The organism is Flavobacterium sp. W21_SRS_FM6, from assembly GCF_052119645.1.
Taxonomy (GTDB): Bacteria; Pseudomonadota; Gammaproteobacteria; order Enterobacterales; family Alteromonadaceae; genus Paraglaciecola.
The window spans coordinates 377,843-403,563 of record NZ_JBGQOM010000003.1 but is presented as its reverse complement, the minus strand read 5'-3'; the positions used below and the strand labels follow the sequence as shown (position 1 = coordinate 403,563).

Genomic DNA, 25,721 nt, shown 5'->3' with positions numbered 1-25,721 from the left:
ATCGACGCAACATGACAACAAAGCACTATCTGTTTGATTGGGGTAATACCCTTATGGTGGATAACCCCAATTATTCAGGGCCAATGTGTGACTGGCCTCGTCTAGATGTTATCGCCGGTGCTAAAACTTATGTAGAGAGGCTGTCTCAACAAGGTCGATGCCACTTAGCGACTAACGCTCGTGATTCCGGGCTAAACCAAATTCGGCAAGCCCTACAAAAAGCCGGTTTAAATGCGTATATTGATCAGGTGTTTTGCTATGAAAATTTAGGCTGTGGCAAAAACGACACTCATTATTTTCATGCAATTCTTAGGCACCTCGATGTAACCGCATCTGACGTCACCATGATTGGCGACTCATTAGAAAATGATATTTATCCTGCCTTGTCGGCAGGTTTAAAAGCCCTTTGGTACAATCCGCATCGACATCCGATTCCTATTGCGCTAGCCTCACATGTTCACTTTGGGGAAGTTGGTGCGTTTATATGAGTAATACTCTTGCTGGAAGCTGTTTATGCGGCACAGTTACATTCAGTTTAAAGAACGAGTTTAAGTGTTTTTATTTATGTCACTGCCGACAATGTCAAAAAATAACTGGCTCAGCTCATGTCGCACACTTATTCACTCAGCCTGATAACATTCAATGGTTTAGCGGCGAAGAAAATATCACACGTTATGATGATCCCAAACGCAGCTTTAGCAAGGTGTTTTGTGCACAATGCGGCTGTGGTCTGCCCTTTGTGAATAAAAGTGGCAACGCACTCATCGTGCCTGCAGGCGTTTTGGATGACCAACCCACAATAACGCCAAGCCATAATATCTTTTGGGCCGAAAGAGCTGCTTGGTACGATGCAGCTTTATTGGCAAAGCATTGTGTTGGCTTTCCAGAATGAGTTAGGCTAAGGACTTAGCCTAACCAAATAGAGAAAATTACAACAATGCAGAAAAAACTCGCCTTACATAACTCCTTTGACTGGCTAATGGCGCTTCTATCCTGTGTAGGAGCTGTGGCCGTGTTGCAGACCTTTATTATTGGTAAGCACTATATTATTCCCACTGTTATTTTAGTACTCACGGTATTATTTGGAAATCTTGCGTGGTTCGGTTTGCACAAACGTAAGTGGGCTAATTTAGTTAATTTTTGGATTGGCTTTCTACTGACGGCACACTGCTTTTTTGCTTTATTTTGGTCAGTAAAGTACCGAGCCATACTAGGTGATCAATTTGAGTTAGTCTTTGTGCCGCTGACCTTAGTCCTGTGTGGCTTAACGTGGCTGTATGCTAATCACAATAGATTGTTTGAACAGCCGCGTTAACTTGCAGACGGTTGTATAAACCTCGCCTGCTAAGGCTTTATTTTTTTACAAAAACCTTGCCGTCTTTCATAACGAAATCCACATCAAGCAGTTGTTTGATATCGTCTATTGGTGAGCCATCAGTGGCAATCATATCGGCTTGTTTGCCCACCTCCAGAGTGCCTATTTTGTCTGTCATTCCTATTAGGTCAGCTGCGTTGATGGTGGCTGATTTTAAGATATCCACATTGTTCATACCCGCCTCTGCCATGAGCACGGCTTCATAGGCATTAGTGCCGTGTTGTGACACACCGCTGTCTGTCCCAAAGGCTATTTTTACTCCAGCTTTATAGGCTCTAGCAAGGTTACCCTGCATATCACCTCCGACCTTAATGGCTTTATCTTTAATGGCGGGGCTCATAAAGTCGGAGTTTTGCGCCATTTCAACTACGGTATAACCAGCCAGTAAAGTCGGCACTAAATAGGCGCCGGTTTTCTTAAACAATCTAAAAGCTTTTTCACCTGCGTAACTGCCGTGTTCAATACTATCAACACCTGCTTCAAGGGCAGCGATAATACCATCTTCTTGGTGAGCGTGGCTGGCCACTTTGCGACCCATGCGTTTAGCGGCTAACACCACTTCTTTTAGCTCATCCATCTCCATTTGTTGGCCAGTACCTGTTGCGCGATCAGTGAGTACACCGCCGGTAGAGGTGATTTTAATTAAATCAGCGCCATATTTAATTGCATTTCGCGTGGCTCGCCGACAGTCATAGGGGCCGTCACACACTGTTGGTTGGGTATACAGCTCCATAAGTTCAGGCTTAACACCACTTACATCAGCGTGGCCGCCAGTGATGCCAACACCACCCGCTGCAATGATGCGGGGGCCTTCCACCCAGCCATTATTGATGGCATCACGCATGGCGTACATTTCTTGGCTCATTGAGCCTACATCGCGCACGGTAGTAAAACCAGCTTTGAGGGTGCGCATGGCAAACATCAGAGACCGCATTTCGACAAGCTGATCTGACATTTTTAAGCTTTCGCTGTCATTTTTAGGACCCAATTCAAATTGTAAATGCACATGCATGTCCATTAGCCCGGGCATAACAAAGCGATCTTTTAAATCAATAAATTCAACATTTTCGCCAAATGACTCAGGCGCTTGATATCCCTGAATAATTTGTTTAATCACGCTATCTTCAATCACCATGGTTTGTTGGGTGCTGACGGATTTGCCTGGTTCGGCAAGCAGTTTGCCGATATGCAGTACTTTGGTGTTGGCGAGGGTGACGAAATGGATAAGGCAGCTAACAAGAAATAGCCCCAAGGTGAGTCCTTTTTTACGAATATTCATTTGATTTCCTGTTTAGCGTCTTTTGAAAACTACCCTTAGCCTTCGGCGGCCTGTTTTACTATAGCGTAATAAAATTGAATCGCTTGCAAATAGTCTTTTACGCTAATCTGTTCATTTACGCCGTGAAACTGTTTTAGCGTTGTAGGGTTTAAACTGACCATCATAAAGCGATATATATTGTCTGATAGCCCCTGAAAATGACGAGAATCTGTTGCACCCAGTACAAGGTAAGGTGCGACTAAAATCTGGTCATCTAGCCGTCTTATTGTGCTTTCTATAAGCTTAAATCCTAAGGATTCTGTAGATGAAACTGTTGATGCTTCGTTTGCCAATTGTGCCTCTAATTGCACTAAAGGGTTGTCGATCACCTCTTCTAGATGCTGACGAATACTGTCGATTGTGTCACCTGGTAATATTCTGAAGTTGACTACCGCGCTGGCAACGGTGGGTAATACGTTAGATTTATTACTCCCTTGTAGCATGGTCACTGCCGTTGTAGTACGCACGCCTGCAGCTGAACTGGTTTTCGACAATAAGATTTTTTCAACTAGTGGTGAGAGTAGCCATAAGTTGGCTAATGGTAGTCGGCTTGAAAGCGGTGTAGCAAAACCAATATGGGCAAACATTAATTCAAAAAAATCGAGCTTGGTCGAAAAAGGATTATTTTCAATGTTAACAATGGCTTGGGCTACTATACCCGCTGCTGTGTGCTCGGGTGGTTGCGAGGAATGGCCTCCTTCACCTTGAACGCTTAGTTCAAAGTTAACAAACCCTTTTTCAGCAATACCCACCAAGGCGACCGGCTGAGAGGGGCCGGGTATAATGCCATCGGTTACTACTCCTCCTTCATCGAGGATAAATTCAAAACGAACGTTCTGTTCGGCAAAATACCGTGCTACGGCTTTTGCGCCTTCTCCGCCCGCTTCTTCATCATGGCCAAAGGCAAAATAGATACTGCGCTGTGGTTGAATGCCCTCTGAAATTAAACGTTCCATGGCTTCCATTAATGCAACAACACTGACTTTGTCATCAATGGTGCCACGGCCCCAAATCACGTCATCAACTATTTTTCCGCTAAATGGAGGCTGTTGCCACTGAGCTAAACTGGCTTCTTCAATGGGTACCACATCCATATGCCCCATAAATAAGGCCGGTTGTAGTTGTTGGTTTTGACCTTTTAAATGGTAAACAATACTGTAATTATCAATTCGAGTTTGTTCGGTGTGCTGAGTAACTAGTGGGAACGATGTTGCAAGATAATCATGAAATGCCGCAAACGCCTGATGGTCAAACTGACTACGGTCGTCATACGAGATCGTTTTAATTTGAATTGCTTGGCTAAATCTTTCAAGCACCGCAGATTGGTTTAGCTCGATGGGCTCAAGTGGCTGACTAACCTGATACTGCTGATTAGCAAAGTGAGTATTCGCGCGGTAAAGCAACACCGCTGCGACGATAATCAATAAAATAAGGATGATCGAAAAAAATTTTTTCATAGGGAGTAAATCAGCGAGCTAACGGACCGTGATGGCAGTATAGCCAAAGCAAGGAGCAAAAGACTAGCAAGCATTATCGGATGCAAAGGAGGAATTAGCGAAAGGCAGATAGTCAGCACACTTAGCAATTTGTTACTCTACAATCCTTTTTGAAGTAGGGGTTTGGGCGCCGTGTCTAATACAAGTTTATTCACTATTGTTGTGCTTATTTGGGGCTCAACGTGGTTAGCAATTACTTTTCAATTTGGAGAAATCGATCCGATTTTATCTGTGGGCTTACGCTTTTCTTTCGCGGCGGTAATCCTCGGCACTTATTGTTTTTTTAAAAAGTTATCCTTACGGCTTCCTCTGCACATTCACTTTAAAATGGCCTTAGCTGGCTTGTGTCTGTATGCCTTGGATTACACGATGTTGTACCAAAGTCAGCAATATATCATCAGTGCGATTGTGGCTGTAATGAGTTCCTGTATGGTGTACATCAATGTGGTGTTACGCCGTGTTTTGTTGAAAAAGCCCATGCGCAGCGAAGTGATTGTTGGCGCTACCTGCGGCTTAGTGGGCATAGGCTTGATATTTAAACCTGAGTTTGCCCTTATTAGTGCTGACCGTTTGTTGTTATTAGGTATTGGTTTTGCGTTTGTTTCTTTCTTCTTTGCCGGTCTTGGCAATGTCATTTCTGAACGCATTCTCGACCACGGCACCCCTGTAATCCAAATGAACTTTTGGGCGATGAGTTATGGTGTGTTATGCATTTTCGCTTTTGCTTTTTCACAAGATATTGTTTGGAGTATTCCCCGAAATCCTCACTACTATTTTTCGATGCTGTACTTATCTTTATTCGGTTCAGTATTGGCTTTTGGGGCATATATGAAACTGCTCAGACAAATGGGATCTGATAAAGCGGCCTATGTAGTATTAGTCTACCCTATTGTTGCCTTGATATTGTCGACCTTTTTTGAAGGCTATCAATGGCATATAGAGTCAGTTTTTGGGGTGTGTATCGTATTGTTTGGCAACGCAATAGCCATGGGTAAAATCCCTTTACCCATGCTGCATTCAAAACTCTCATAAATTGTTTATTTTTTTATTAAGCTCATAGGCTGGCTCAGTAACAATTTTTTCTAAGGTTTGGATACGTTCTTTAAGTTGACTGATTGTCAGCTCGTTTTCTAGGGTATTTTTAGTTAATGCTGAGGCTTTAGATGGACTAAATGGGTTATCTACAGTGCCATTTATCCACTTACTGAATTGCCAACCTTTGGCATGATCTAGCCAAGCAACAAGTAAAGACATCGCCAACACACCTGATATTATTACGATAATTCCGAGTACGCTCATATTTATTTCCTGTATCAGTAAAGAGTTAAGTTCTGCTTGAAAGTCTCTATACATGTGGCCATAGATCTATGCTGGCGCTCCATACTTACAGAGGACTTAAATGTGGTAGTCAGTTTGTATGATTTTTTATTACACAACGATGTAAGTTTTTTTATTGATGGTTGACTAAGGCTTTACACCCTAATGAACAAGTCGGAAAAGTAGGAAACGGTTTGAGTCAGGATTTTAATTCAATATTAAGCGAATATGGCGCTTTGCTGAGTCGTGTGGCTACAAGTTACGAAGCAAACCATCATTTACGCCAAGAGCTGCTGCAAGAAATATCCTTAGCTGTGTGGCAATCTTTGCGCACTTTCAAAGGGGATAGCAGCCTTAAAACCTATATATTACGCGTGGCACACAACCGTGCAATTAGTCATGTTGCATATCATATTAAAACACCAAAAAGCGCCAGCTATTGTGAAATGACACAAGCTAGTCCCAGTCCTACGGCAAGTTCTGAAACCACGATGGCACAACAGCAACAAGTCACAACTCTGCTCAACGAAGTGCGGAAGCTCCCTATTCAAACTCGTCAAATTGTCACCCTTTCGATGGAAGGCCTGAGCTATCAGGACATCGCTGAGGTGTGCGGTATTAAAGTTACTAACGTTGGCGTGATATTAAATCGAAGTAAGAAAGTATTGCTAGAGGCGATAAAACATGAACAGTAAAAATGAAACTCATGATGAAACCGATATATTGAGTTCGATGTGGCAACAACAGCAAACCGAGGTAGTGGGGCTCGGCTCTGTTAAACAGAAATGGCGAAAAGTGCAGTATAAACAACGTTTGTATTTTGTTTTTGATCTTATCGGTGTGCTTTTTATGTTAGGTGCATTTTATATTGCGTTCGACAAATTGGGCGTGTTTGCCAAAACATGGATGGCGATTCTGACCTTTTTTGCAGGTGTTACCGCGGTATACTTTAGCTATTTACGGCGTTTTGCCTTAAGTTGGTCAAATCTTATTACCGAATCATTTATCGAACAGTTGAAAAAACAGCTTATGAGCAATATAAAAATTGCTAAATTTAATCGCGATTTATCGCTTTGGATGGTACTCGCAATCGTTATATTTTATGCCGGTATGTTTTATGTTGATGACGTGTCATTGGCTGTCGTGGCAAAAAAAGGCGTAATATCGCTGGCTATCTTGGCTGCTTTTACCCCTCTTTTTTGGATTTGGGCCGACAGACGAGCAAAACGATTTAGTAGGGAGTTAGCTGCGCTTGAACAAGCCTTATTAGAGCCAGACTCCGAAACACTCTTATAAAAACATTGCAGCTATTGAAAGCTGCAAAATAGGCTTTATTCTGTAGGCACTTTATTGCACATATAAAATGGAAGCCGCGGTTTATGCCTGATATTGTTGTGATGTTTTTTCTGCTAGGCCTTATTGCGGGCCTAGTGCGATCTGACCTTAAAGTGCCAAAAGCGGCCTATGACACCATGAGCTTATTGCTCATGTTAACCATAGGGTTAAAAGGTGGCATGGCTTTACATGGTAACTTGCATTGGCAATTGGTTCCTGAGTTGTTCATGGTAGGCGCGATAGGTGCCGTGATTCCTTTGGTGTTGTTCCCGTTTTTGACCAAGATAATTCGGCTTTCTTTGGCTGATAGTGCCAGTATCGCTGCCCACTATGGCTCAGTAAGCGCGGGTACCTTTGCTGTTGCCCTCGCCTATATAGAAGCTAATCAGCTTGACACTGCCGCGCAGGTTACTCTGTATTTAGTATTGCTTGAATTACCCGCAATCGTAGTAGGTTTGCTGTTATATCGTCGTTATTCTCAAGCTCAAGCGAGCGGAACTGCCATGACCAATTTATGGCATGAATCCTTTACTAATCGCGGTGTTATTTTGTTGCTTGGCGGTGTGGTGATCGGGTTTATGTATGGTTATCAAACAGGCTCTGAGGTAACTGAGTTATTTACCGGCGCTTTTAAAGCGGTTCTGGCCATCTTTTTATTGGAAATGGGCTTAGTTGCGGCTGAAACATTAAGGCCTCTGCCTGTTCAACATTGGCGTTTGTTGATGTTCGCCTTAATTGCGCCAACGTTACTGGCATTCGTGGGTATTGGTGCTGGGATCGTTTTAGGCTTATCTGAAGGCACTATCGTTATCCTCGCGAGTTTGTTGGCCAGTGCGTCTTATATTGCGGCCCCTGCGGCTATAAAAAGCAGTATCAAGGAGGCGGATATAGGCTTAGCGATGCTGGCTTCTTTAGGTGTAACATTTCCATTTAATGTGATTTTAGGTATTAGTTTTTATCATCAAATTATTAACTGGTTACTTCATTAGGCATATGGTTGGACTTGTTCAAATAATGTGTTTCTTTATACTGCGCGCTCACTGTGAGGGTATATGAACGAAATTAATCAACTGCTTGAAAATAATAAAAATTGGTCAGAGTCGACAAATGAAGCCGATCCCGGTTTTTTTGACCGTTTAGCTAAGCGGCAAAAGCCAGAATATTTATGGATCGGTTGTTCTGACAGCCGTGTTCCCGCTAATCAAATTGTTGGATTAATTCCGGGTGATATCTTTGTTCATCGGAATGTGGCTAACCTGGTTGTGCATACAGACTTCAACTGTCTGTCGGTGCTGCAATATGCGGTAGACGTTTTAAAAGTGAAGCATGTCATTGTATGTGGGCATTATGGATGTGGTGGTATTGATGCTGCGCTGCAAGATCAGCAGTTAGGACTAATTGATAATTGGTTGGGGCATATCAAAGATATCGCCTATAAACATCGAGCCGAGCTGGCCGACCTCAGCGCTCATGACAAATCCGCTCGTTTATGTGAATTAAATGTACTAGAACAAGCCGCCAACGTCCGGCGTAGCAATATTGTAAAAGATGCCATTAAGCGAGGCCAAGATTTAACCATTCACAGCTGGATTTACAGTTTGCGGAATGGCCGTTTAAAAGATTTAGCGAAAATAAATGACTAAGATTTTAATTTTATGCCTGCTGTTTTGTCATTCCCTCAGCAGCTTTGCTGAGGAACAAACATGGTATTTTATTCGTCATTTTGAAAAATTAAGTGGTGATGACCCCCAGCTATCTGAATTAGGTAAACAACGCGCAGAAGCCCTAGTGCAGGCTCTCAACAATAAACCAATTAGTCACATCTATTCCACGGCGTATAATCGTACCTTGGACTCTGTCAGCCCTTTGGCTGTAGATAGAGGCTTGAGCCCTATACTTTATGACCCCACTCAATTGGCTCAGTTAGCCCAGCAGTTAGCGCAACGCAATCATGTTATTGTGGTTGGACACAGTAATACCACTGGGCAACTTATCAGGCTTATGGGCGGCGTGATAGATAACTTGACTGAGCAAGACTACGGTCAATTATTTGTTCTATCTAAGGTGCACGGTAAACTTGAACTGCAGAGTCAAATTTTGCGCGCAAAGTAGGTTCTTGTCGTTAAATTTTGGTGGTACACTTCAGGTTAATATAATGTAAATATTGGAATGTTAGTATGACAAGGAGTGTTAGCAACCTTTGTTTTTTCAGTGCCTTAATTTTTTTAAACAGCGTTTTTTCTGCAGAGCTACCACTCAGTAGCTTTAGTCAATTACCCAGTGTGAGTGGGCTTGATTTATCGCCCAATGGTAGTCAAATAGCCTTTATTGAAAATATTCAAAATCCAGAAATATCGCTTTTAACAACCTTAAATTTAGAAACGGGAGACAAAAAGCGCTTAGTTAAGTCTGACAATGAAGACGTAAAGATAAATTGGTTTCAGTGGGCCAATGAAAAAACCATTATTGTAAGTATCGGCTATGCCAGCAAAACCCGCTCAGTGGCGTTTAAAGAAACTCGTTTATTGGCTATTGATGTCGACGAGAAAGACATTAAGCCTCGTAATCTAATTAGAGCTAACTCAAAAAGTGAGCATGTATCGCAATTTCAAGATGAGGTTGTCTCTTTTTTGCCTGGTGATCCTGATCACATTTTGGTCGCAATAGATTTAGATATACCTAACCTCCCCTCTGTGTATAAGTTAAATATCTATAGCCGCAGAAAAACCCGGATAGAACGCGGTAAAATGGATGTGATAGATTGGACGGCTGATAGGCAGGGTAACTTGCGCTTGGGTAAAGCATTAGATTATAAAACCGGTGAAGCTTCGTTTCGAATTAAAATCGGTGACGATCAAACCTGGCATAAAATGTTCGAATATAATGCCCTAGAAGAGCCTGGAATTAGGCCTTTAGGCTTTGCTAACGATCCCAATATTTTGTATTACAAAGCCTACAACGACGACAAACTTGCCTTGTACAAAATTGATTTAACGACAAAGCTTAGTACCTTGGTTTTTGCAGACCCTGATTATGATTTTGATGGCTCACTGATTTATTCACGAAAAAGTAATGATGTGATAGGCATTCGTCATTCTAATAGTGACGGGGGGAGAATTTACTGGGATGAAAACTACGATAAGTTTCAAAAAGCCATTAATGCTGCAATGCCTGATACCAGCAATTATCTGGTTGATTTTAGCGATGACGAAAATATTTACACGATTTATTCAGAAAATGATTTTACGCCGGGGGCGTATTTTATTGGTGATCGAAAGGAAAGAACTATCCATTTAGCTTTTGAACAATATCCTTCCCTGCCGATTGATAAGCTCAGCGAACACAACTTAGTGACTTATGCCACGCGGGATGGCACAAAAATAGAAGGCTATTTGACCTTGCCTAAAAATACCGAAGGGCCAATTGCTACTATTTTGCATCCACATGGTGGTCCTGGTGCAAGAGAATATGATGGCTTTGACTACTGGACATCCTATTTTGCTGATCGAGGGTATGCGGTGTTTAGACCCAACTTTCGAGGTTCCACTGGTTATGGTCGGCAGTTTGCTGAAAGCCAAATGCAGGCTTGGGGTTTAACCATGCAAGACGATTTAACGGATGCGGCAAATTGGCTGGTGGAGCAAAAAATAGCTGATCCAACGAAGATGTGCATAGTCGGCGCCAGTTACGGTGGTTATGCCGCTATCATGGCCGCGATAAAAACACCTGATTTATTTCAATGTGCAGTGAGTTTTGCCGGCGTAATGGATTTGGACATGTTGGTTAGCAAAAGCCGGTATTTTTTAAATAAAAAGTTTATTAGAAAGCAAATTGGTGAAGATGAAGACGATCTTGAAGCGCGATCTCCTTATTACCATGCTGATAAAATTAAAATCCCCATTTTATTGATGCATGGTGAAGATGATCGCGTCGTTGATGTCAGGCAAAGTCGAGAAATGGCTGAGGAGCTAGAAGATCTTGACGCTAACGTGAAATACGTTGAACTTAAAAGCGGTGACCATTATTTGTCGATTCAACGAAATAGACATCGTGTATTTGCAGAGATGGACACTTTTTTAAAAAAATACCTTAATCCTACAACCCATTAACACCCTTCGAATCGCAGGCTAGTCTGGCTAAGACTGGCCTTTTTTTCGGCATAGATAATAAAAACACTAAAAATAGTTTCGAACCACGGATTATATACGTGTTTAGCCAGCAATAAATTTATACCGAAAGTAAATAAAGTGATGAGACCTAAAGTTCGAAGGTGATAGAATTTGCCCTCAAGAAAAGGGCTATATTCATGTCATCCACCGTAGAAGTAAAAAAGAAAAAAATTAAACCTGCCTTAGGTTTAATCGAGTTTGTGTCGTTAATGGCACTGATGACCTCCCTCGTTGCACTAAGCATTGATGCCATGCTGCCAGCACTCGACCAAATAGGTCGAGATCTCGCTATTGTTGATCCTCAGCAAACCCATTTAATTGTCTCGTTGTTTTTCATTGGTATGGGTTTTGGTCAGCTCTATTATGGTCCTGTGTCAGACGACAAAGGTCGTCGTTATGCCATCATTTCAGGTTTGATTATTTTTGCTATCGGCTCGGTGGTATGTATGTTTGCCGAGACATTAACCGTCATGTTGATAGGCCGAGTAATTCAGGCATTTGGTGTTTCGGGGCCGCGTATCGCTGCCTTGGCCGTCATCCGAGATCAATATGAGGGTGATGCCATGGCGCGTGTTATGTCGTTCATCATGATGGTCTTTATTTTAGTGCCTATGCTTGCTCCTAGTTTTGGCCAAGCTATTTTATTTATGTTTTCTTGGCATCATATTTTTTCTTCATTTTTGGTCATTGGTTTATTAACCGGTATTTGGTTTTTTATTCGCCAACCTGAAACCCTACCAAAAGAAAAGCGCAAACCCTTTAGTTGGCGACAACTTTGGATCTCAAGTAAGTTTATTTTGACCCATAAGTTAGTGATGTTTTATACCATTGCTATGGGGTTGATTTTTGGGGGGTTTTTGGCCTATATCAGTGCTTCACAAACCTTATTTCAGCATGTCTATGACACAGGGGAGATGTTTCCCTTGTATTTCGCTTTATTGGCTTTCTCGATTGGTTTAGCGTCGTTTATCAATGGCACCTTAGTGATGCGACTCGGTATGCGATTACTCTGTAATTGGGCGATGTTTGGCTGGTTGTTATTTTCAGTATTGCTCACTATTTTGTGCTTTATTTATGAGGGAATACCTCCGTTGTGGCAATTTGTTTCAGTATTATTTTGTGCATTTTTCTGTATTGGCATTTTGTTTGGCAATGTTAATTCAATGGCGATGCAGCCACTCGGCGATATGGCGGGACTTGGGGCGGCGATTATTGGCTCGCTTAGTAGCTTGTTCTCTGTACCAACTGCCGTATTAGTTGGCAGTTTTATAAACGATACCATAACGCCGGTTGCCATCGGTTTTGTGGTTTTTGGCGCCTTATCATTGAGTTTTTACTGGTTTGCAGAGCATAAATAAAGCCCCCTCGGATGAGGGGCTGAGTGCTATTACAGTTTACCTAGATTTAAAACAATGAGTGATTTTGCAGGTATGGTAATGGTGGTTTTTCCCTTGGTAACTGCGACAATGAACATAGTGGGGGCAATGTTGTTTGGTTGCTCAAAGGTGTTGTGAGTATCCATCTTATCGCCAGTTAACATCCAACCTTCAGCTTGTTTGATATTCTGGAGTTTGAGCATCATTTCGTTGCTTACACTGGTATTGACCAATGATAAGTAGGTATTGCCATCTTTTGCTTTCGCGGCGGAAGCGCTAAGAGCAGGAATGCTCTCATCGTCAAACTGATATCTAGGCGTGGCACTTAAGCTGACAGGAAGCGATACGGCATCTTGAAAGGGAATGTGCATTTTGAAAGCGTAATACGTCGGCGTTAATACCATTTTTTCTTTATCAGTTAAGATCATCGCTTGTAATACATTTACCATTTGAGCAATGTTCGTCATTTGTACTCGGTCTGCATATCGATTAAATATATGAATGTTCAGACCGGTGAGTACGGCGTCTCTAAGCGTGTTTTGCTGATATAAAAAACCTGGATTTGTACCCTTATCTACGTCATACCATGTGCCCCATTCATCCACATAAAAGCCGATTTTTTTCTCAGGGTCAAATTTGTCCATGATGGCGACATTAGCTTGAATAAAGTCTTCAATTTTTAAGGTATTATATAAAGTTGAAAACCACTCTTGCTCAGAAAAACCGGTCGCTGAGCCTTTGACGTCCCACTTGCCGGTAGGCAAGGTATAATAATGGTGGCTTATGGCGTCCATGCGCAAACTCCAAGACGGCTTCACCTTTTCAAGCAGGGTTTCTGTCCAGATAGTTTGTGTGTCAGTGCCGCCACTGGCGATTATTTTCGGAAAATTGTCAGTTGGAGCCTTCAGAAAGCCAGCATACTGTTTAAAAAGATCGCTGTAATAGTCAGGCGTCATATTACCCCCACAGCCCCATGCTTCGTTGCCGATAGCAAAATAGTCAACTTTAAATGGCTTAGGATGGCCGTTAGCGCGTCTTTGTGCCACTAAGGTAGTATCAGCATCAGATGTCATGTAATGCAGCCACTCAGCCATTTCTCGCGCAGTACCAGTGCCGAGGTTGCCGTTTACATAGGTTTCTGCGCCAAGCATTTCAGCTAACGCAAAAAATTCATGAGTTCCAAAGGCATTATCTTCAATCACCCCACCCCAGTTACTGTTCACTGTTTTCGGTCTTGATTCACGTGGGCCGATGCCATCTTGCCAATGATATTCATCAGCAAAACATCCCCCTGGCCAACGCAACAGTGGAACTTGTAAGTCTTTTAACGCCTGCAACACATCTAATCGATAACCCTCTTTGTTGGGTATATACGAATTTTTACCGACCCAGATACCCTCGTAAATTCCTCTGCCAAGATGCTCCATAAATTGGCCATAAATGTTCTTGTTTAGTTCGCTGCCGGGCTTTGTAATATCAACGCTGATATCGACAACGTCTTCTTTTGCAGTCGCACTTAAGGTCAGTAGTGAGGCTGATAATATAAGGAGCTGTTTGACTTTCGTGGTTATTCTCATCTTCATGCTTTATTTCCTAATCGAGCGTTCGCGTTGTTGTAATCATCGCTTGGAGATTAAGATTAACGTTAAAAAATTGTTACTAAAAGCGGCTAATTTAGCTATGCCTTTACTAAATTTGGTCTGGGAAAATTGCAATCATCTGTTTTGGAACAGTTCGTGCAGTGCTTGCTATGTTCATCTCTGGTTCAGTTAATTAATCAGATACTAATTTCATAAATATTGTTCTTCATAAAGGAGCAATGCGGTTTTATCAGGAGCAAACATGATTAAGCAAGTTAATACAAAGTTGGCAATGGCGTTTGGACTCAGTGCCTTTCTTTTAACTGGGTGTGCAAACACCGCAACGAATACTCAAAAGGGCGTTGGCATCGGTGCAGTAGTAGGGGCTCTGATCGGTAAGGGCACGGGTGATAACGATAAAAGCCGCTACGCATGGGGCGCAGTAGTAGGGGCAATAGCAGGTGGAGCGATTGGTCAATACATGGATAAGCAAGAAAAAGAGTTTCGTGACGAGTTAGCTGACTCTGGTGTTGAGGTGGTGAGAGACGGAGATAACCTTAAACTTTTAATGCCAGGAAATATCACCTTTGAAACGGGCAAAGCCAATATTTCGAGTAGTTTTTATCCGGTTTTAAACGATGTGGCATTGGTAATTAATAAGTATGAAAAAACTACACTGCAGGTGGTAGGACATACAGATAATGTGGGCAGTGATAGTCAGAATCAGTTGCTATCGGAATACAGGGCATCGGCCGTAAAAGGTTACTTAACGGAACATGGTGTAGATAGTAGACGAGTATCGACCTTAGGTATGGGGGAATATCAACCGGCAGCAAGTAACGATACGGACTCAGGCAGACAAAAAAATCGTCGAGTAGAATTGACGATTATGCCCTTACAAAGTTAATCATGGGTTTGGCGCTGTGCTGCAGTCAACCGTATTTCAGTAAGTTGTCATGGCGCCGTTTTACTGCCCGCTACTTGATTATTTTACTAGCCGAATAGTGGGTTTTTGAACTTGGTTTTCAACGATGTCTACCGTCTTAGAGGTCTTAGTACCATTTTTAAAACGATCGTAACTAATATGTTTCATGCCCATTAACTCACAGAATCGATATATGGTCATGAAGTCTTCTTTAGTGAGCTCTTCATTATCAATAGATAAATGAGAATCTATGTAAACTTGTTCGCCATTGGCGGTGAGATTTGCTACTGCTGAGTAGGGTTCGCCATGTTTTCGCACCTTGAGGGCTCTGACCATTTTGACTTCGAAAATCCAGTCATCTAACTGGCATATGCGGTCTAGTGTCTTTTTCATTATTTACCTATATTTTTGAAGGTGTCTAGTGGTGGCCTTAAGGGCGGTAGCAATCTATGCGCCAATCAAGCAAGGTCAATGAACTCGGTATTTTTAGTTGGTATAATTACTCAAACCGTTGCATTTTGGTATCAGATGTCGCTGTGCTTGCTAAATAATATCGAAAATCCATATTTGATTCAGTGAAATCCGGCGATCAAACTTAAAATAAGCCTAAATTGTAACCTAAAACTGTCGCACATGGGCAACTAAGGCAAAATGTCAAAAAAAAGCCCAGCCAATTTGGCTGGGCAAGAGGGCTTGTAACAAGCACCTTTACGACAGAAATCGTCTCAAATTGGTTACACTATGGCTTTCATATCAGTCATATAGCCACGTAAGGTAGCACCGATGGTTTCTACACCGTGCTCACGAATCGCCTTATTGACTTCAACCAACTTTTTATTGTCCACGCTGTTAGATGCAACAGCATAGGCCTTGCCAATTAACTCAGTGCCAATTTTGGGCATTAACTTTTCCTTTAAGATAGGTAAGGCCGCATTTGCAAATAAATAGTTACCATATTCAGCGGTATCAGAAATAACCACGTTCATCTCATATAAACGCTTACGTGCAATGGTATTCGAGATCAAAGGTGTTTCGTGCAATGACTCATAATAAGCTGACTCTGGTAGGATTCCGGCTTCGACCATCGTATCGAATGCCATTTCAACACCCGCTTTAATCATCGCGACTAAAAAGACGCCATGGTCAAAATACTCTTGCTCTTCAATTTTGCCATTGAACTGAGGGGCATTTTCAAAACCTGTTTGGCCGGTTTCTTCACGCCACTTTAATAAGTTTGCATCGCCATTCGCCCAATCTTCCATCATTGTACGAGAAAATTCGCCGCTGATAATGTCGTCTTGGTGCTTGCCAAAAAGCGGACCAAGTAGCACTTTTAACTCTTCAGCTAATTCAAAGGCTTTTAACTTGGCAGGATTAGATAACCTGTCCATCATGTTAGTGACGCCACCGATTTTTAACGCTTCGGTGACCGTTTCTAAACCGTGTTGGATAAGTTCACCAGCGTAGGCTGGATCAATACCTTCATCGACCATAAGGTCGTAGCCTAAAATAGCCGCGACTTGCTGCATACCACACAAGATGGTTTGCTCACCCATTAGGTCAGATTTTACTTCGGCAACAAAAGACGACTCTAATACACCAGCTCGGTCACCGCCGGTTGCAGACGCTAGAGCTTTAGCAATATCCCAACCTTGACCTTGTGGGTCATTTTCTGGATGTACCGCAATTAGCGTAGGAACGCCAAAACCACGTTTATATTCTTCACGTACTTCAGTACCCGGGCACTTAGGTGCACACATCACTACTGTAATGTCACTACGAATTTTTTGGCCTTCTTCAACAATATTAAAACCGTGCGAATAACCCAACGTAGACCCTTTTTTCATTAAAGGCATGATGGCTTCAACTACACTTGAATGTTGCTTATCAGGCGTCAGGTTATAAACGATATCCGCACTAGGAATCAGTTCTTGATAGGTGCCTACCGTGAAACCATTGCTGGTTGCGCGTTGAAAAGAATCACGTTTTTCGTCAATAGCGGCTTGGCGAAGCGTATAAGACACATCTAAGCCAGAATCGCGCATGTTCAAACCCTGGTTTAAACCTTGAGCACCACAACCGACGATAACAATTTTTTTGCCTTTTAAAAAATCACAGCCATTTGCAAACTCAGCGCGCTGCATAAAACGGCAACGACCTAATTGGTCAAGTTGCTGACGTAAAGATAATGTATTGAAATAATTAGCCATTGTATAAACCCTTAAATTCTTTTGCGCTGTTTGCGCTAATTGCGTACAAGTCAGTGACGATCTTGTGATGGCAGAATAGTAGCGAATATGGCATATTGTTTAAAATGATATATTTGCAACGTCATGTTGCAAAATTTGCAACGAAAGGGTTTTATGGATATTCGCAGCTTAGAACTGTTTCAACATCTGGCCACTAGCTTACATTTTGCTAAGACCTCTGATGCCTTGTTTGTTAGTCCTTCTACCCTGAGTCGAGCCATACAACGGCTTGAAGACGAGTGTGGAACGGCGCTTTTTGTGCGCGATAATCGTAGCGTCAAAATCACTGCCGCAGGACTTAAGCTGCTTAACTTTAGTCAACAAACCCTTAGTGAATGGAAAAAGGTAAAGTGGGAATTACAACAAGATCATCAATTGTTGCAAGGAGAGCTTAGCTTGTTTTGCTCGGTGACGGCCAGCTATAGTCACCTACCCAAGCTGGTGAATAATTTCAGACATAAATACCCCAGAGTTGAAATTCACTTATCAACAGGTGATCCTGCGTTGTCAGTTGCCAAGGTCATGCAACAAGAGACAGACGCCGCTATTGCGATTTACACCCCAGACTTTCCTGTGGAGCTCCATTTTTTACCGCTTGAAGATGTGCCACTGGTATTGATAGCACCTAAAGATACTTTGTTACAGCATTTGCATCAGGTGGATTGGCGCAAACATTCGATGATATTGCCTGAATCAGGACCAACTAAACGAATCGTGCATCATTGGTTTGCTGAAAAAGGGATTCGCCCCAGAGTTTACGCCACGGTGGGAGGCAATGAAGCCATAGTCAGCATGGTTGCATTGGGTTGTGGCTTGGGGATCGTGCCGCAAGTTGTATTGGATAATTCGGTGGTAGCCAACAAGGTAAATCGCATTGAAATCCCTGACATTGAACCTTATAAGCTTGGTTTGTGTTGTTTACAAAAGCGGGCTGCAGAACCGGCTATACAGGCCCTATTTAGCTGCTAACTTACCCCAACGTTGGACAAGCTTAGTCTTACTGCCCTTATCGTTTTTTACATTTCGCACATTAATCTTTGACTAATATCCTGTTGCCTTGCAAAAATAGCGCTTAACTTCATCCAACATGGGTTGTTTTTTTTGCATGAAAAAATCTATGCCAGCCTTAGTGCCTATTTTGGTGGGGATCGTGCTTTTTCCGATTGTGTTATTTGCTGGTTTTTCTTTTTGGAAAACGAATACCTATGAAGATGCCTTAGCAATTTTAGCTCGTCTTACTGTCCCTCAAAAAGTGGAGATACTCGATACGTGCAATGCACTGATGGCTACTATTGAGTCGTCAAAAAAGATGATTGAAAAATCCCCCTTTGCATTTATGTCTATCGATTTTATTCGGCTCAGCCATAAAACCTGCGAAGTGTTCTTGTATAAAGGTCCCGGAAAGGGCGTGGGATTTGTTGTCAAACAACAAGCAGAGCAAAACCCCGGATTTTATTGGTTTAATGATTATGAAAGTTGGGATCGTCATCCAGTTGAATTACAAAACCTTCCTTCTACACTACCTAAATGATGTAGCTTAACTGGCCAATTTAGCTGCATGTTGTTTATTCCAGTCTCGGTGGTTAAGCACTTGGCCTTGCTGGCGAATATGGGATAGCTCAGCCAAATCTATCTCAGCGTTTAGCCATTGGGCTGAATTATCTTTAATTTGCAGCAAAATTCCATTTTCAGGAAATCCACGGTCGACAGGGGTATAGATGCTGGCATTACCAGTATTGCAGTCAACGGCAGGAGACCACTCTGCCCGGCCAACAGTAGGCGAATGCAAGACATAACATTGGTTTTCAAGGGCTCGAGCTTGGCTACCTATGCGTACTCGATGAAATCCTGCCAATCCGTCGGTGCAACTTGGTACTAACAATAAGTCAGCGCCCGCAGACACTTGTTGTTGCGCATATAGCGGAAACTCGGAGTCATAACAAATGTTGACTCCGACTTTACCAATATCAGTACTGAACACTTTAAGTTCATCGCCTGGATTAATAATCCATTGCTCATTTTCAAAACGCGTCATCATTAATTTATCTTGATAGCCAATTAAACCATCCGGTCCGAAGAGATTCGCCCTATTGCGAAACGTTTTATTCGCTAAAAGTACCGGAAAGCTGCTGGCAAGAACGATGCAGTTATAGCGCTTTGCTAACTCAATATAGCAAGCTTGATAATCTTGATAGAGGCCTTGCATCGCATACAGTTGCTGACTTAAATCACTATAAACGGTTTCATCAAAGAGTGATGCAAGCTCCATACTGCCATACTCTGGGAACACTAATAACTGTGCGTTTTGGGTGTAAGCTTGTTGAAACCAACTTTCCAGTTTGCTCGTAAATTGGTCAAAATGCGTAAAAAAACTAATATCATATTGAGCAACAGCAACCTTACATTTTTTTTTGATCATGTTTTCATCCAATAAGCCAGAAAATTAGGGTTTTCAATGGTTTTACCCATCTCTCGCCAAACGAAGCTCGTGATTATCTCAGTTATTTTCTGGTAATCCTGACCGCGATATTGAGGAAAGCGAACGGCTTCGCCACAGTAAAATACTGTTTCTGTGGCATAAGCACCATTCATCAGAGCCATTGGTACCTCTTCTGTACGCCAATGTATGGGTATTTCGGTCTATGCTCCACGATTTTTCTATCATCCTTGATCATAACAACAGGCCTTGCTGTGCAGTAAAATGGGATGATACATAGCGTGACTCACAAGTAAGCGCCCCTAGATACAAATAAGGGCATTCAAAAATCATCTATATTTTTAAAGCGGCTAGCTCGGGTACATACTGTTGTGCACATCTTCCATTCATTGACTTTGTGCTGATCATGACTCTCCAAAAGTTGGCCCTCCTAGGCTATTTCACCCTCTAAGTTATCTTCACAACGTTATCCTTGTTATCTGCTTGCATTAACAAGCAACCAATACAGGGACCTTGTGTAAGGAGTATTTTATCTACTTTCTACTGCTAATAGTTAGAAAGCAACAAATATGCCTGAACAGATAATTATGCGGGTTTTGTACAAATGGCTTTCCTGAAACACAGGCTCTCCCAACAAACTGATAGTGAAGCCTCTAATAAAATGACAAGACACTTAAGCCTAAAAAGTGGCTGTAAGTCACTACTATTGTGCATGCCAGTCAAATTTGTTGCTATCTGTTGTTGGTAAAGCGCTTCTGTTAATCTAGCGGCGTAAATTAAAGACAATCCTAGACACTTGTTTAAATAAGTACGCACAGAGATACCTAACATTATGATCATCTTCTTTATCTGTATTACTATTTTGCTCATTGGTTATAAATTTTACAGTCCTTTTGTTGAAAAACAGGCGGGTATTGACCCAAATGCTATCACCCCGCAATCACGTTTTAACGAGGGGGTTGATTATGTTGCTATTCATCCTGTCAGAGCCTTTTTGATTCAGTTTTTAAATATTGCCGGTGTTGGGCCGATTTTCGGTCCCATCCTAGGGGCACTTTATGGTCCGGTTGCATTAGTATGGATTGTATTGGGCAATGTATTAGGTGGAGCCGTTCACGACTATTTTTCCGGTGTAATGAGCATCAAAGAAAATGGAAAAAGTTTACCTGAAATAGCCGGGCACTATTACAACGTGGTATTCAAAGGACTAATGTTGGTTTTTACCGCGATGTTGCTGTTTTTTGTCGGCGTGGTATTTATCATGAGTCCGGCGGGTCTGCTGAGTAACCTTGACTCATTTGAAGGTACGATTCTGGCGAACAATACCTTTTGGGTCTTAGTGATTTTGGCATATTACTTTTTAGCCACTTTGTTACCCATCGATAAAATCATCACCAAGTTTTATCCAATCTTTGGTTTGTTGATGATAGTTATGACCAGTATGATCGCCATAGCCTTACTGTTAGATGCACCACATCTTCCCCTTGCTGGCGATTTTTGGGCCTATTTTGAAAGCGAGCACGCCCATGACTTTTTAGCGCCAAATCCCGACGGTTTGCCCACTTGGCCGCTGTTATTTATCACAATAACCTGTGGCGCGATCAGTGGTTTTCACTCTACTCAAGCGCCGATCATTGCACGTTGTTTAACTAACGAAAAATACGTACGTCCAGTCTATTACGGCGCCATGATGTGTGAAGGTATTGTTGCTTGTGTGTGGGCTTTGGCAGGGATTGCTGCGTTTCCAGAAGGATATGCGGGCCTTAAAGCCATGTTAGATATTGGTGGGCCGGGCTTGGTCGTTAACCATATTGCAAACAGCTATTTGGGGCTGTTTGGTGGCATAATGGCTATTATAGCCGTTGCGGTTTTCCCCATTACATCTGGTGATACCGCCTTTCGTTCACTGCGCTTGACCTTAGTAGACGCCTTTAATATTCCACAAAGTATCCGTAACCGTTTGTTATTGTCTATCCCGATTTTGACCATCGCTTTTCTGATGACCAAACTAGATTTTACGCTTATTTGGCGCTACTTTGCTTTTTCAAATATGTTGTTATCCACCAGCGTGTTGTGGCTTGCCACTAAATATGTATTTGATCGCGGAAGCTTTCATTGGATTGTGAGTATTCCTGCGGTAATCGCCTCTGCTATTACTCTGTCATACATCATGACAGCGGCAATTGGCTTTAATTTGTCCAGTGAATTAGGCAAACCTATTGGCGTCGTTGTTGCGGTAATTGGCTTCGTTGGATTGGTATTTTTTCATAAAAAAACATCGGCGAGTCTGAAGTAGGTCGCCTCTCAACCTTGAGGCTTTAATTGCTTAGTTATTCGCCAATTGGGCCAACATTCTATCAAAGGCCCGATAATGCAAGGCTTCTGCTAAATGTGGGCGTTGTATATGCGGGCTATTCGCTAAATCAGCAATACTGCGCGCCACCTTTAGTACGCGGTGATAGGTGCGCAGTGATAAACCAAGTTTTTCTACAGCCCGCTGTAAAAAGAGTTGATCTTCAGTGCTAAGTTTGCAGTGTATGTCTACTTCTTTGCTCCCTAATTGAGCATTGGTTTTTCCCGCTCTAAACAGTTGCTGCTGGCGTGCAGCGAATACTCGCTGGCGGACTTCACGGCTGCTTTCACCTCGTTGTTTTACTTGTTCTGAAAAATCATTAGCGGGCAATTTGGGCACATCAACTTGTAAGTCTATTCGGTCTAAAAAAGGCCCTGAAATACGGTTTAAATACCGTAATACTTGGTCTGATGTTGAGCGGCCATCATTAAGGCTGCCTGTGGGGCTCGGATTCATAGCTGCGACAAGCTGAAATTGCGCCGGAAATTGCGCTTGCCGTGCTGCTCGTGAAATTGACACGGTGCCTGATTCAAGGGGTTCGCGCAGCACGTCGAGTACCTTTCTATCAAACTCAGGTAATTCGTCTAAAAAGAGTACGCCATGATGGGCTAGGGATATTTCACCTGGGCGTGGAATGCTGCCGCCACCTACTAAAGCTACCGCAGAGCTAGTGTGGTGGGGATGGCGAAAAGGGCGCTGCTTCCATGTCGCAGGGTCAACCGGTTTACCCACAATTGAATGTATGGCCGCACTGGCGAGTGCTTCCTCGTCGCTCATGGGTGGCAGTATGGTAATCAAGCGACTGGCTAACATGGTTTTGCCAGTACCAGGTGGCCCAGTAAACAATAAATTATGCGCCCCCGCTGCAGCGATTTCTAAGGCGCGTTTGGCGGTACTTTGGCCTACGACATCTTGTAAATCGTTGTCGTACTGTGCCTCTTGTGTTGCAGTATTAACTTGAAAGTAAGCAAGGGGTTTTTGCCCCATAATGTGGTTAAACACATCCACTAGCTGATGTGCTCCAATGATTTTAGCGTCTTTAATCAGTGAGGCTTCAGCGGCGTTATCAATAGGTAATATGGCATGACGTTTCGCTTGAGAGCAGGCATAAGCAAAGGGTAATGCACCACTGACCGCACGAATTTCACCAGATAAAGCTAGCTCGCCGACCAGCTCTAATTGCTGCAGTTGCGCAGCGGGTAATTGATAAGTAGCGGCAATAATACCAATAGCAATGGCAAGATCAAAGCGTCCTCCATCTTTGGGTAAGTCAGCAGGGGCAAGGTTAACGGTGATACGTTTAGCCGGAAATTCAAAGCCAGAGTTAACGAGTGCGCTGCGTACCCGATCTTTTGCTTCTCGTACCGACGCCTCTGGTAACCCGACTAAATTGAAACAGGGTAGGCCATTAGCTAAATGCACTTCTACATTAATAAGGGGGGCGTCGATGCCAACACTGGCTCGCGAAAAGACAAGGGCTAAGGACATAAGCAACTCCATTTGCAGGCACACACTGTAGGGATAAGGCTAGCCAATCCTTGGCAAAATGCGAATTTAAAGCTTTAGCCGGTCGAACGATCGCTAATCGTCCAGCTCATCATTTGTTTCATTGATGGCTCTTTACCATACATGTTCATGCCCATTTTAAAGAGTCTGCCCGCGGCGCCCCTCAGCCACAGGTTTAACATGAGTAACATGGCACATGATAAGAGTGGTTGCCACAGTGGTACGTCAAGTACCGACATTCTCACTGGCATAGCCGCAAAAGATGTCAGCGGAAAATAACTCAAAAACTGCAAGGCCCAGCCTGATGGGCTATCCATGACCAAAAAAGTTAAAATAATCGGCACTAAGGGTAATAACATGATGCTGGTTTTGGCGCTGTGATTTGGATCGTCGATGGCAGCAGCAATAGCTGCCATGAAGGCTGTACACAAGTAAATCCCGCAGAGTGAAAATAAGGCAAACCAGGGCAGCATTGCCCAGTCGATAACACGCATATCAATGCTATTTCCACCGATAATGACAGAGAAAAAGGCATAGCCCAATAAACCAGTAAGTGCGGCGCTGGTCATGGCTTTTATCGCGTGCAACATTTGTCCGAGGATCTTGCCATCAATCCAAGTTTGTGGACTCATGCAGGCATAAAGCTGTTCAGTAACCCGCTGTTGTTTTTCTCCCGTAACACTGGCAAACAGTTGGCCAAATGAGGTAAACATGCCTGCCAGTAGTAATACTAAAATACCCACTGCGGTGGCACTGCTGGTTTTTTCATCTGATTTGATACGTTCATCTAAATAGCTGAAATCAAAACGTGCTGGCGCGTTTAATACGGCTAACTGTTTTTCTTGTAAACCTAAGCGAGTGGCGAAGTTGAGAGTGTAGTGTTTTATGAGTTGCTGTTGCAGTTGTTCAAGCCACGCCTGTTTATCTTGGCTGTAGATACTCACTTGTTTACTGCCGTCAGCAAGGTCCTGTTCAATGAGTATAGCGTCCCAATTTTGTTGCTCGCTTAACTCGATTTTTAGCGTCTGTAAATCGAGACTGGTATGAATAAACTGAAAGTTATCAGTGTTTTGCGGCAGGTTGATATGCTCAGATACGGCAATGCGATACATGTCCTGGGTGTCGTCTTTAACCTGTTGCCATACAAAAACCAGTAGCCCGATACCAAGCATAATGAGTTTTGAAACCAGTTCTTGTTTCCATTTAAAAAAATGGGTGAATTCCCAAGACGTAACCAACCATGTTTGCGCCCATTTACTTGGTTTATTTATCACTGTTGGCTTCTCCATGGTTAGCAATCGCTGATAGATATAGCTGGTGAAGATCTAATTTTTCACTGTGCAAACTGACTAGCTCGCCAAGTCCAGGCAAAATGAGCAACAGGTCGTTTAAAACATGTTGATTACTCAAATTAATACGTAAAGTGTGTGAATCGATTAACTGATATGCAGAGTCTTCAAGTAAGCTGGTGATACGCTTTTCATCTATGTTTTCAGAAAATTTTGCGGTTAATACGCCTGACACCTTAGCCTGTTGGCGGATGGCATGTAGTGTGCCGTAAAAAACGCACTGGCCCTTATTGAGTAGCAACATTCTATCAGCTAGCTTTTCCACCATGGCCATTTGATGAGCGCTAAGTATAACGGTCATACCTTTGGCTTTTAATTCAGCCAAAAATTGTACAACCTTTTCTTGATTAATGGGGTCGAGCCCTGAAAATGGCTCATCCAATATGACCCAACTAGGTTGATGAATGACCGCGGTAATTAACTGTACTTTTTGTTGATTACCTTTGGATAAGGATTTTAGCTGTGCGTCGATACGATCTAATAAATCAAAGCGTTCTAACCAATACTTAGCTTCTTTAATGGCGGCCATTTTATCTACCCCATTGAGTTGGGCAAAATAGACAATGTTTTTGAGCACTGACTTTTCGGGGTATAAGCCACGATCTTCTGGTAAATAGCCTAAGGCGTGAGAAGGGATATAGGGATAATAGCGATTGCTTATGCTGACTTTAATTTGTCCGGAGTCGGCTTGGGTAAAACCACTCAGCATGCGGATCAGTGATGACTTGCCAGCCCCATTTGGCCCTAATAGTGCAAATATCTCGCCTTTTTTAACACCAAACGATAATCGATTAATCGCCTGCACCTGAGCGTACTGTTTACAGATTTGCTGAACTTCAAGTTCCATTTGCTATCCTCTTTTTAAATGACGGCATTGATTGAGACCAAGATAGATCGCAATACTCCATAGTCAGCATTATTCGAAATTTATTACAT

26 protein-coding genes are annotated in these 25,721 nt (G+C 42.7%); 15 read left to right on the top strand and 11 right to left on the bottom strand.

The genetic code is table 11. From position 1 onward, the window contains the following. The first annotated feature begins 11 nt into the window (after positions 1-11). The 3 genes from ACEN2L_RS07715 to ACEN2L_RS07705 are packed head-to-tail and all read left to right on the top strand — an operon-like array spanning position 12 to position 1,315. Positions 12-488, top strand: coding sequence for an HAD family hydrolase (locus ACEN2L_RS07715; protein ID WP_306022318.1), 477 nt, complete (start codon positions 12-14; stop codon positions 486-488). Continuing rightward, positions 485-892, top strand: a complete 408-nt coding sequence (locus ACEN2L_RS07710; protein WP_306022317.1) for a GFA family protein — start codon at positions 485-487, stop codon at positions 890-892. Before ACEN2L_RS07715 ends, ACEN2L_RS07710 begins: the two co-directional genes overlap by 4 nt. Positions 893-937: 45 nt before the next feature. Next, positions 938-1,315, top strand: a complete 378-nt coding sequence (locus ACEN2L_RS07705) for a hypothetical protein (RefSeq protein WP_441743006.1) — start codon at positions 938-940, stop codon at positions 1,313-1,315. A 37-nt stretch (positions 1,316-1,352) separates the two neighbouring features. Here the strand turns inward: ACEN2L_RS07705 and ACEN2L_RS07700 are convergent, their stop codons facing one another. Next, positions 1,353-2,654, bottom strand: a complete 1,302-nt coding sequence (locus ACEN2L_RS07700) for an amidohydrolase family protein (RefSeq protein ID WP_441743004.1) — start codon at positions 2,652-2,654, stop codon at positions 1,353-1,355. A gap of 35 nt (positions 2,655-2,689) precedes the next feature. Continuing rightward, positions 2,690-4,150, bottom strand: a complete 1,461-nt coding sequence (locus tag ACEN2L_RS07695; protein WP_441743002.1) for a M20 family peptidase — start codon at positions 4,148-4,150, stop codon at positions 2,690-2,692. A gap of 171 nt (positions 4,151-4,321) precedes the next feature. On the opposite strand from ACEN2L_RS07695, the gene ACEN2L_RS07690 reads away from it, so the two are divergent. Continuing rightward, positions 4,322-5,221: a DMT family transporter gene (locus ACEN2L_RS07690; protein WP_306021992.1), complete on the top strand. Its 900-nt coding sequence runs from the start codon at positions 4,322-4,324 to the stop codon at positions 5,219-5,221. Here the strand turns inward: ACEN2L_RS07690 and ACEN2L_RS07685 are convergent. Then, entirely contained in the window at positions 5,216-5,488 is a 273-nt protein-coding gene (locus ACEN2L_RS07685) for a hypothetical protein (protein WP_306021991.1), read from the bottom strand. The genes ACEN2L_RS07690 and ACEN2L_RS07685 overlap by 6 nt on opposite strands. Before the next feature lie 212 nt (positions 5,489-5,700). On the opposite strand from ACEN2L_RS07685, the gene ACEN2L_RS07680 reads away from it, so the two are divergent. The 7 genes from ACEN2L_RS07680 to ACEN2L_RS07650 all read left to right on the top strand — a co-directional run bounded on the left by ACEN2L_RS07680 (position 5,701) and on the right by ACEN2L_RS07650 (position 12,368). Then, positions 5,701-6,201, top strand: a complete 501-nt coding sequence (locus ACEN2L_RS07680) for an RNA polymerase sigma factor (protein WP_306021990.1) — start codon at positions 5,701-5,703, stop codon at positions 6,199-6,201. Beyond that, positions 6,191-6,802: a hypothetical protein gene (locus tag ACEN2L_RS07675; protein ID WP_441742999.1), complete on the top strand. Its 612-nt coding sequence runs from the start codon at positions 6,191-6,193 to the stop codon at positions 6,800-6,802. The genes ACEN2L_RS07680 and ACEN2L_RS07675 overlap by 11 nt, the downstream gene beginning before the upstream one ends. An 83-nt stretch (positions 6,803-6,885) precedes the next feature. Next, the gene (locus tag ACEN2L_RS07670; RefSeq protein ID WP_441742998.1) at positions 6,886-7,830 is read left to right on the top strand and encodes a sodium-dependent bicarbonate transport family permease; all 945 of its coding nucleotides are present in this window, start codon (positions 6,886-6,888) and stop codon (positions 7,828-7,830) included. A gap of 63 nt (positions 7,831-7,893) precedes the next feature. Continuing rightward, positions 7,894-8,484 carry a carbonate dehydratase gene (gene can / locus ACEN2L_RS07665; RefSeq protein WP_306021987.1) on the top strand — a complete coding sequence of 197 codons (591 nt, stop codon included), beginning with the start codon at positions 7,894-7,896 and terminating at the stop codon, positions 8,482-8,484. Further along, positions 8,477-8,953 carry a histidine phosphatase family protein gene (locus ACEN2L_RS07660; RefSeq protein ID WP_441742996.1) on the top strand — a complete coding sequence of 159 codons (477 nt, stop codon included), beginning with the start codon at positions 8,477-8,479 and terminating at the stop codon, positions 8,951-8,953. The genes can and ACEN2L_RS07660 overlap by 8 nt, the downstream gene beginning before the upstream one ends. A 65-nt stretch (positions 8,954-9,018) precedes the next feature. Beyond that, complete coding sequence (locus ACEN2L_RS07655; protein ID WP_441742994.1) at positions 9,019-10,950, top strand: alpha/beta hydrolase family protein; 1,932 nt, start codon at positions 9,019-9,021, stop codon at positions 10,948-10,950. Between the two features lie 197 nt (positions 10,951-11,147). Continuing rightward, positions 11,148-12,368, top strand: coding sequence for a multidrug effflux MFS transporter (locus ACEN2L_RS07650; protein ID WP_306021984.1), 1,221 nt, complete (start codon positions 11,148-11,150; stop codon positions 12,366-12,368). Between the two features lie 29 nt (positions 12,369-12,397). Here ACEN2L_RS07650 and ACEN2L_RS07645 read toward each other — a convergent pair whose 3' ends face one another. Next, positions 12,398-13,969: an alpha-N-arabinofuranosidase gene (locus ACEN2L_RS07645; protein WP_441742992.1), complete on the bottom strand. Its 1,572-nt coding sequence runs from the start codon at positions 13,967-13,969 to the stop codon at positions 12,398-12,400. 259 nt (positions 13,970-14,228) lie between these two features. Here ACEN2L_RS07645 and ACEN2L_RS07640 point away from each other — a divergent pair, with 259 nt between their 5' ends. After that, complete coding sequence (locus ACEN2L_RS07640) at positions 14,229-14,873, top strand: OmpA family protein (protein WP_441742990.1); 645 nt, start codon at positions 14,229-14,231, stop codon at positions 14,871-14,873. A gap of 78 nt (positions 14,874-14,951) precedes the next feature. On the opposite strand, the gene ACEN2L_RS07635 is transcribed toward ACEN2L_RS07640, so the two are convergent. Continuing rightward, positions 14,952-15,284, bottom strand: a complete 333-nt coding sequence (locus tag ACEN2L_RS07635) for a hypothetical protein (protein ID WP_306021981.1) — start codon at positions 15,282-15,284, stop codon at positions 14,952-14,954. Between the two features lie 341 nt (positions 15,285-15,625). Further along, the gene (ilvC, locus tag ACEN2L_RS07630; RefSeq protein WP_306021980.1) at positions 15,626-17,101 is read right to left on the bottom strand and encodes a ketol-acid reductoisomerase; all 1,476 of its coding nucleotides are present in this window, start codon (positions 17,099-17,101) and stop codon (positions 15,626-15,628) included. Positions 17,102-17,224: 123 nt separating this feature from the next. Here ilvC and ilvY point away from each other — a divergent pair, with 123 nt between their 5' ends. After that, complete coding sequence (gene ilvY / locus ACEN2L_RS07625) at positions 17,225-18,109, top strand: HTH-type transcriptional activator IlvY (protein WP_441742988.1); 885 nt, start codon at positions 17,225-17,227, stop codon at positions 18,107-18,109. A 136-nt stretch (positions 18,110-18,245) separates the two neighbouring features. Further along, positions 18,246-18,671: a hypothetical protein gene (locus ACEN2L_RS07620; RefSeq protein WP_441742986.1), complete on the top strand. Its 426-nt coding sequence runs from the start codon at positions 18,246-18,248 to the stop codon at positions 18,669-18,671. Between the two features lie 6 nt (positions 18,672-18,677). Here the strand turns inward: ACEN2L_RS07620 and ACEN2L_RS07615 are convergent, their stop codons facing one another. After that, positions 18,678-19,559, bottom strand: a complete 882-nt coding sequence (locus ACEN2L_RS07615) for a carbon-nitrogen hydrolase family protein (protein ID WP_441742984.1) — start codon at positions 19,557-19,559, stop codon at positions 18,678-18,680. Continuing rightward, entirely contained in the window at positions 19,556-19,741 is a 186-nt protein-coding gene (locus tag ACEN2L_RS07610; protein WP_441742982.1) for a hypothetical protein, read from the bottom strand. The genes ACEN2L_RS07615 and ACEN2L_RS07610 overlap by 4 nt, the downstream gene beginning before the upstream one ends. A gap of 668 nt (positions 19,742-20,409) precedes the next feature. Here ACEN2L_RS07610 and ACEN2L_RS07605 point away from each other — a divergent pair. After that, positions 20,410-21,873 carry a carbon starvation CstA family protein gene (locus ACEN2L_RS07605; protein WP_441742980.1) on the top strand — a complete coding sequence of 488 codons (1,464 nt, stop codon included), beginning with the start codon at positions 20,410-20,412 and terminating at the stop codon, positions 21,871-21,873. Positions 21,874-21,903: 30 nt separating this feature from the next. On the opposite strand, the gene ACEN2L_RS07600 is transcribed toward ACEN2L_RS07605, so the two are convergent. The 3 genes from ACEN2L_RS07600 to ACEN2L_RS07590 form a co-directional block, all read right to left on the bottom strand. Beyond that, complete coding sequence (locus ACEN2L_RS07600) at positions 21,904-23,418, bottom strand: YifB family Mg chelatase-like AAA ATPase (RefSeq protein ID WP_441742978.1); 1,515 nt, start codon at positions 23,416-23,418, stop codon at positions 21,904-21,906. 74 nt (positions 23,419-23,492) lie between these two features. Next, on the bottom strand, positions 23,493-24,710 hold the full coding sequence (locus ACEN2L_RS07595) for an ABC transporter permease (RefSeq protein ID WP_441742976.1): 1,218 nt from the start codon (positions 24,708-24,710) through the stop codon (positions 23,493-23,495). After that, positions 24,700-25,632: an ABC transporter ATP-binding protein gene (locus ACEN2L_RS07590; RefSeq protein ID WP_441742974.1), complete on the bottom strand. Its 933-nt coding sequence runs from the start codon at positions 25,630-25,632 to the stop codon at positions 24,700-24,702. Before ACEN2L_RS07590 ends, ACEN2L_RS07595 begins: the two co-directional genes overlap by 11 nt. Positions 25,633-25,721 lie beyond the last annotated feature (89 nt).

Excerpts from the sequence above, each read along its gene's own strand:
- ACEN2L_RS07715 (WP_306022318.1), top strand. The coding sequence starts at position 12 with ATGACAACAAAGCACTATCTGTTTGATTGGGGTAATACCCTTATGGTG.
- ACEN2L_RS07710 (WP_306022317.1), top strand. The coding sequence starts at position 485 with ATGAGTAATACTCTTGCTGGAAGCTGTTTATGCGGCACAGTTACATTC.
- ACEN2L_RS07705 (WP_441743006.1), top strand. The coding sequence starts at position 938 with ATGCAGAAAAAACTCGCCTTACATAACTCCTTTGACTGGCTAATGGCG.
- ACEN2L_RS07700 (WP_441743004.1), bottom strand. The coding sequence starts at position 2,654 with ATGAATATTCGTAAAAAAGGACTCACCTTGGGGCTATTTCTTGTTAGC.
- ACEN2L_RS07695 (WP_441743002.1), bottom strand. The coding sequence starts at position 4,150 with ATGAAAAAATTTTTTTCGATCATCCTTATTTTATTGATTATCGTCGCA.
- ACEN2L_RS07685 (WP_306021991.1), bottom strand. The coding sequence starts at position 5,488 with ATGAGCGTACTCGGAATTATCGTAATAATATCAGGTGTGTTGGCGATG.
- ACEN2L_RS07675 (WP_441742999.1), top strand. The coding sequence starts at position 6,191 with ATGAACAGTAAAAATGAAACTCATGATGAAACCGATATATTGAGTTCG.
- ACEN2L_RS07670 (WP_441742998.1), top strand. The coding sequence starts at position 6,886 with ATGCCTGATATTGTTGTGATGTTTTTTCTGCTAGGCCTTATTGCGGGC.
- can (WP_306021987.1), top strand. The coding sequence starts at position 7,894 with ATGAACGAAATTAATCAACTGCTTGAAAATAATAAAAATTGGTCAGAG.
- ACEN2L_RS07660 (WP_441742996.1), top strand. The coding sequence starts at position 8,477 with ATGACTAAGATTTTAATTTTATGCCTGCTGTTTTGTCATTCCCTCAGC.
- ACEN2L_RS07655 (WP_441742994.1), top strand. The coding sequence starts at position 9,019 with ATGACAAGGAGTGTTAGCAACCTTTGTTTTTTCAGTGCCTTAATTTTT.
- ACEN2L_RS07650 (WP_306021984.1), top strand. The coding sequence starts at position 11,148 with ATGTCATCCACCGTAGAAGTAAAAAAGAAAAAAATTAAACCTGCCTTA.
- ACEN2L_RS07645 (WP_441742992.1), bottom strand. The coding sequence starts at position 13,969 with ATGAAGATGAGAATAACCACGAAAGTCAAACAGCTCCTTATATTATCA.
- ACEN2L_RS07640 (WP_441742990.1), top strand. The coding sequence starts at position 14,229 with ATGATTAAGCAAGTTAATACAAAGTTGGCAATGGCGTTTGGACTCAGT.
- ACEN2L_RS07635 (WP_306021981.1), bottom strand. The coding sequence starts at position 15,284 with ATGAAAAAGACACTAGACCGCATATGCCAGTTAGATGACTGGATTTTC.
- ilvC (WP_306021980.1), bottom strand. The coding sequence starts at position 17,101 with ATGGCTAATTATTTCAATACATTATCTTTACGTCAGCAACTTGACCAA.
- ilvY (WP_441742988.1), top strand. The coding sequence starts at position 17,225 with ATGTTGCAAAATTTGCAACGAAAGGGTTTTATGGATATTCGCAGCTTA.
- ACEN2L_RS07620 (WP_441742986.1), top strand. The coding sequence starts at position 18,246 with ATGAAAAAATCTATGCCAGCCTTAGTGCCTATTTTGGTGGGGATCGTG.
- ACEN2L_RS07615 (WP_441742984.1), bottom strand. The coding sequence starts at position 19,559 with ATGATCAAAAAAAAATGTAAGGTTGCTGTTGCTCAATATGATATTAGT.
- ACEN2L_RS07610 (WP_441742982.1), bottom strand. The coding sequence starts at position 19,741 with ATGGCTCTGATGAATGGTGCTTATGCCACAGAAACAGTATTTTACTGT.
- ACEN2L_RS07605 (WP_441742980.1), top strand. The coding sequence starts at position 20,410 with ATGATCATCTTCTTTATCTGTATTACTATTTTGCTCATTGGTTATAAA.
- ACEN2L_RS07600 (WP_441742978.1), bottom strand. The coding sequence starts at position 23,418 with ATGTCCTTAGCCCTTGTCTTTTCGCGAGCCAGTGTTGGCATCGACGCC.
- ACEN2L_RS07590 (WP_441742974.1), bottom strand. The coding sequence starts at position 25,632 with ATGGAACTTGAAGTTCAGCAAATCTGTAAACAGTACGCTCAGGTGCAG.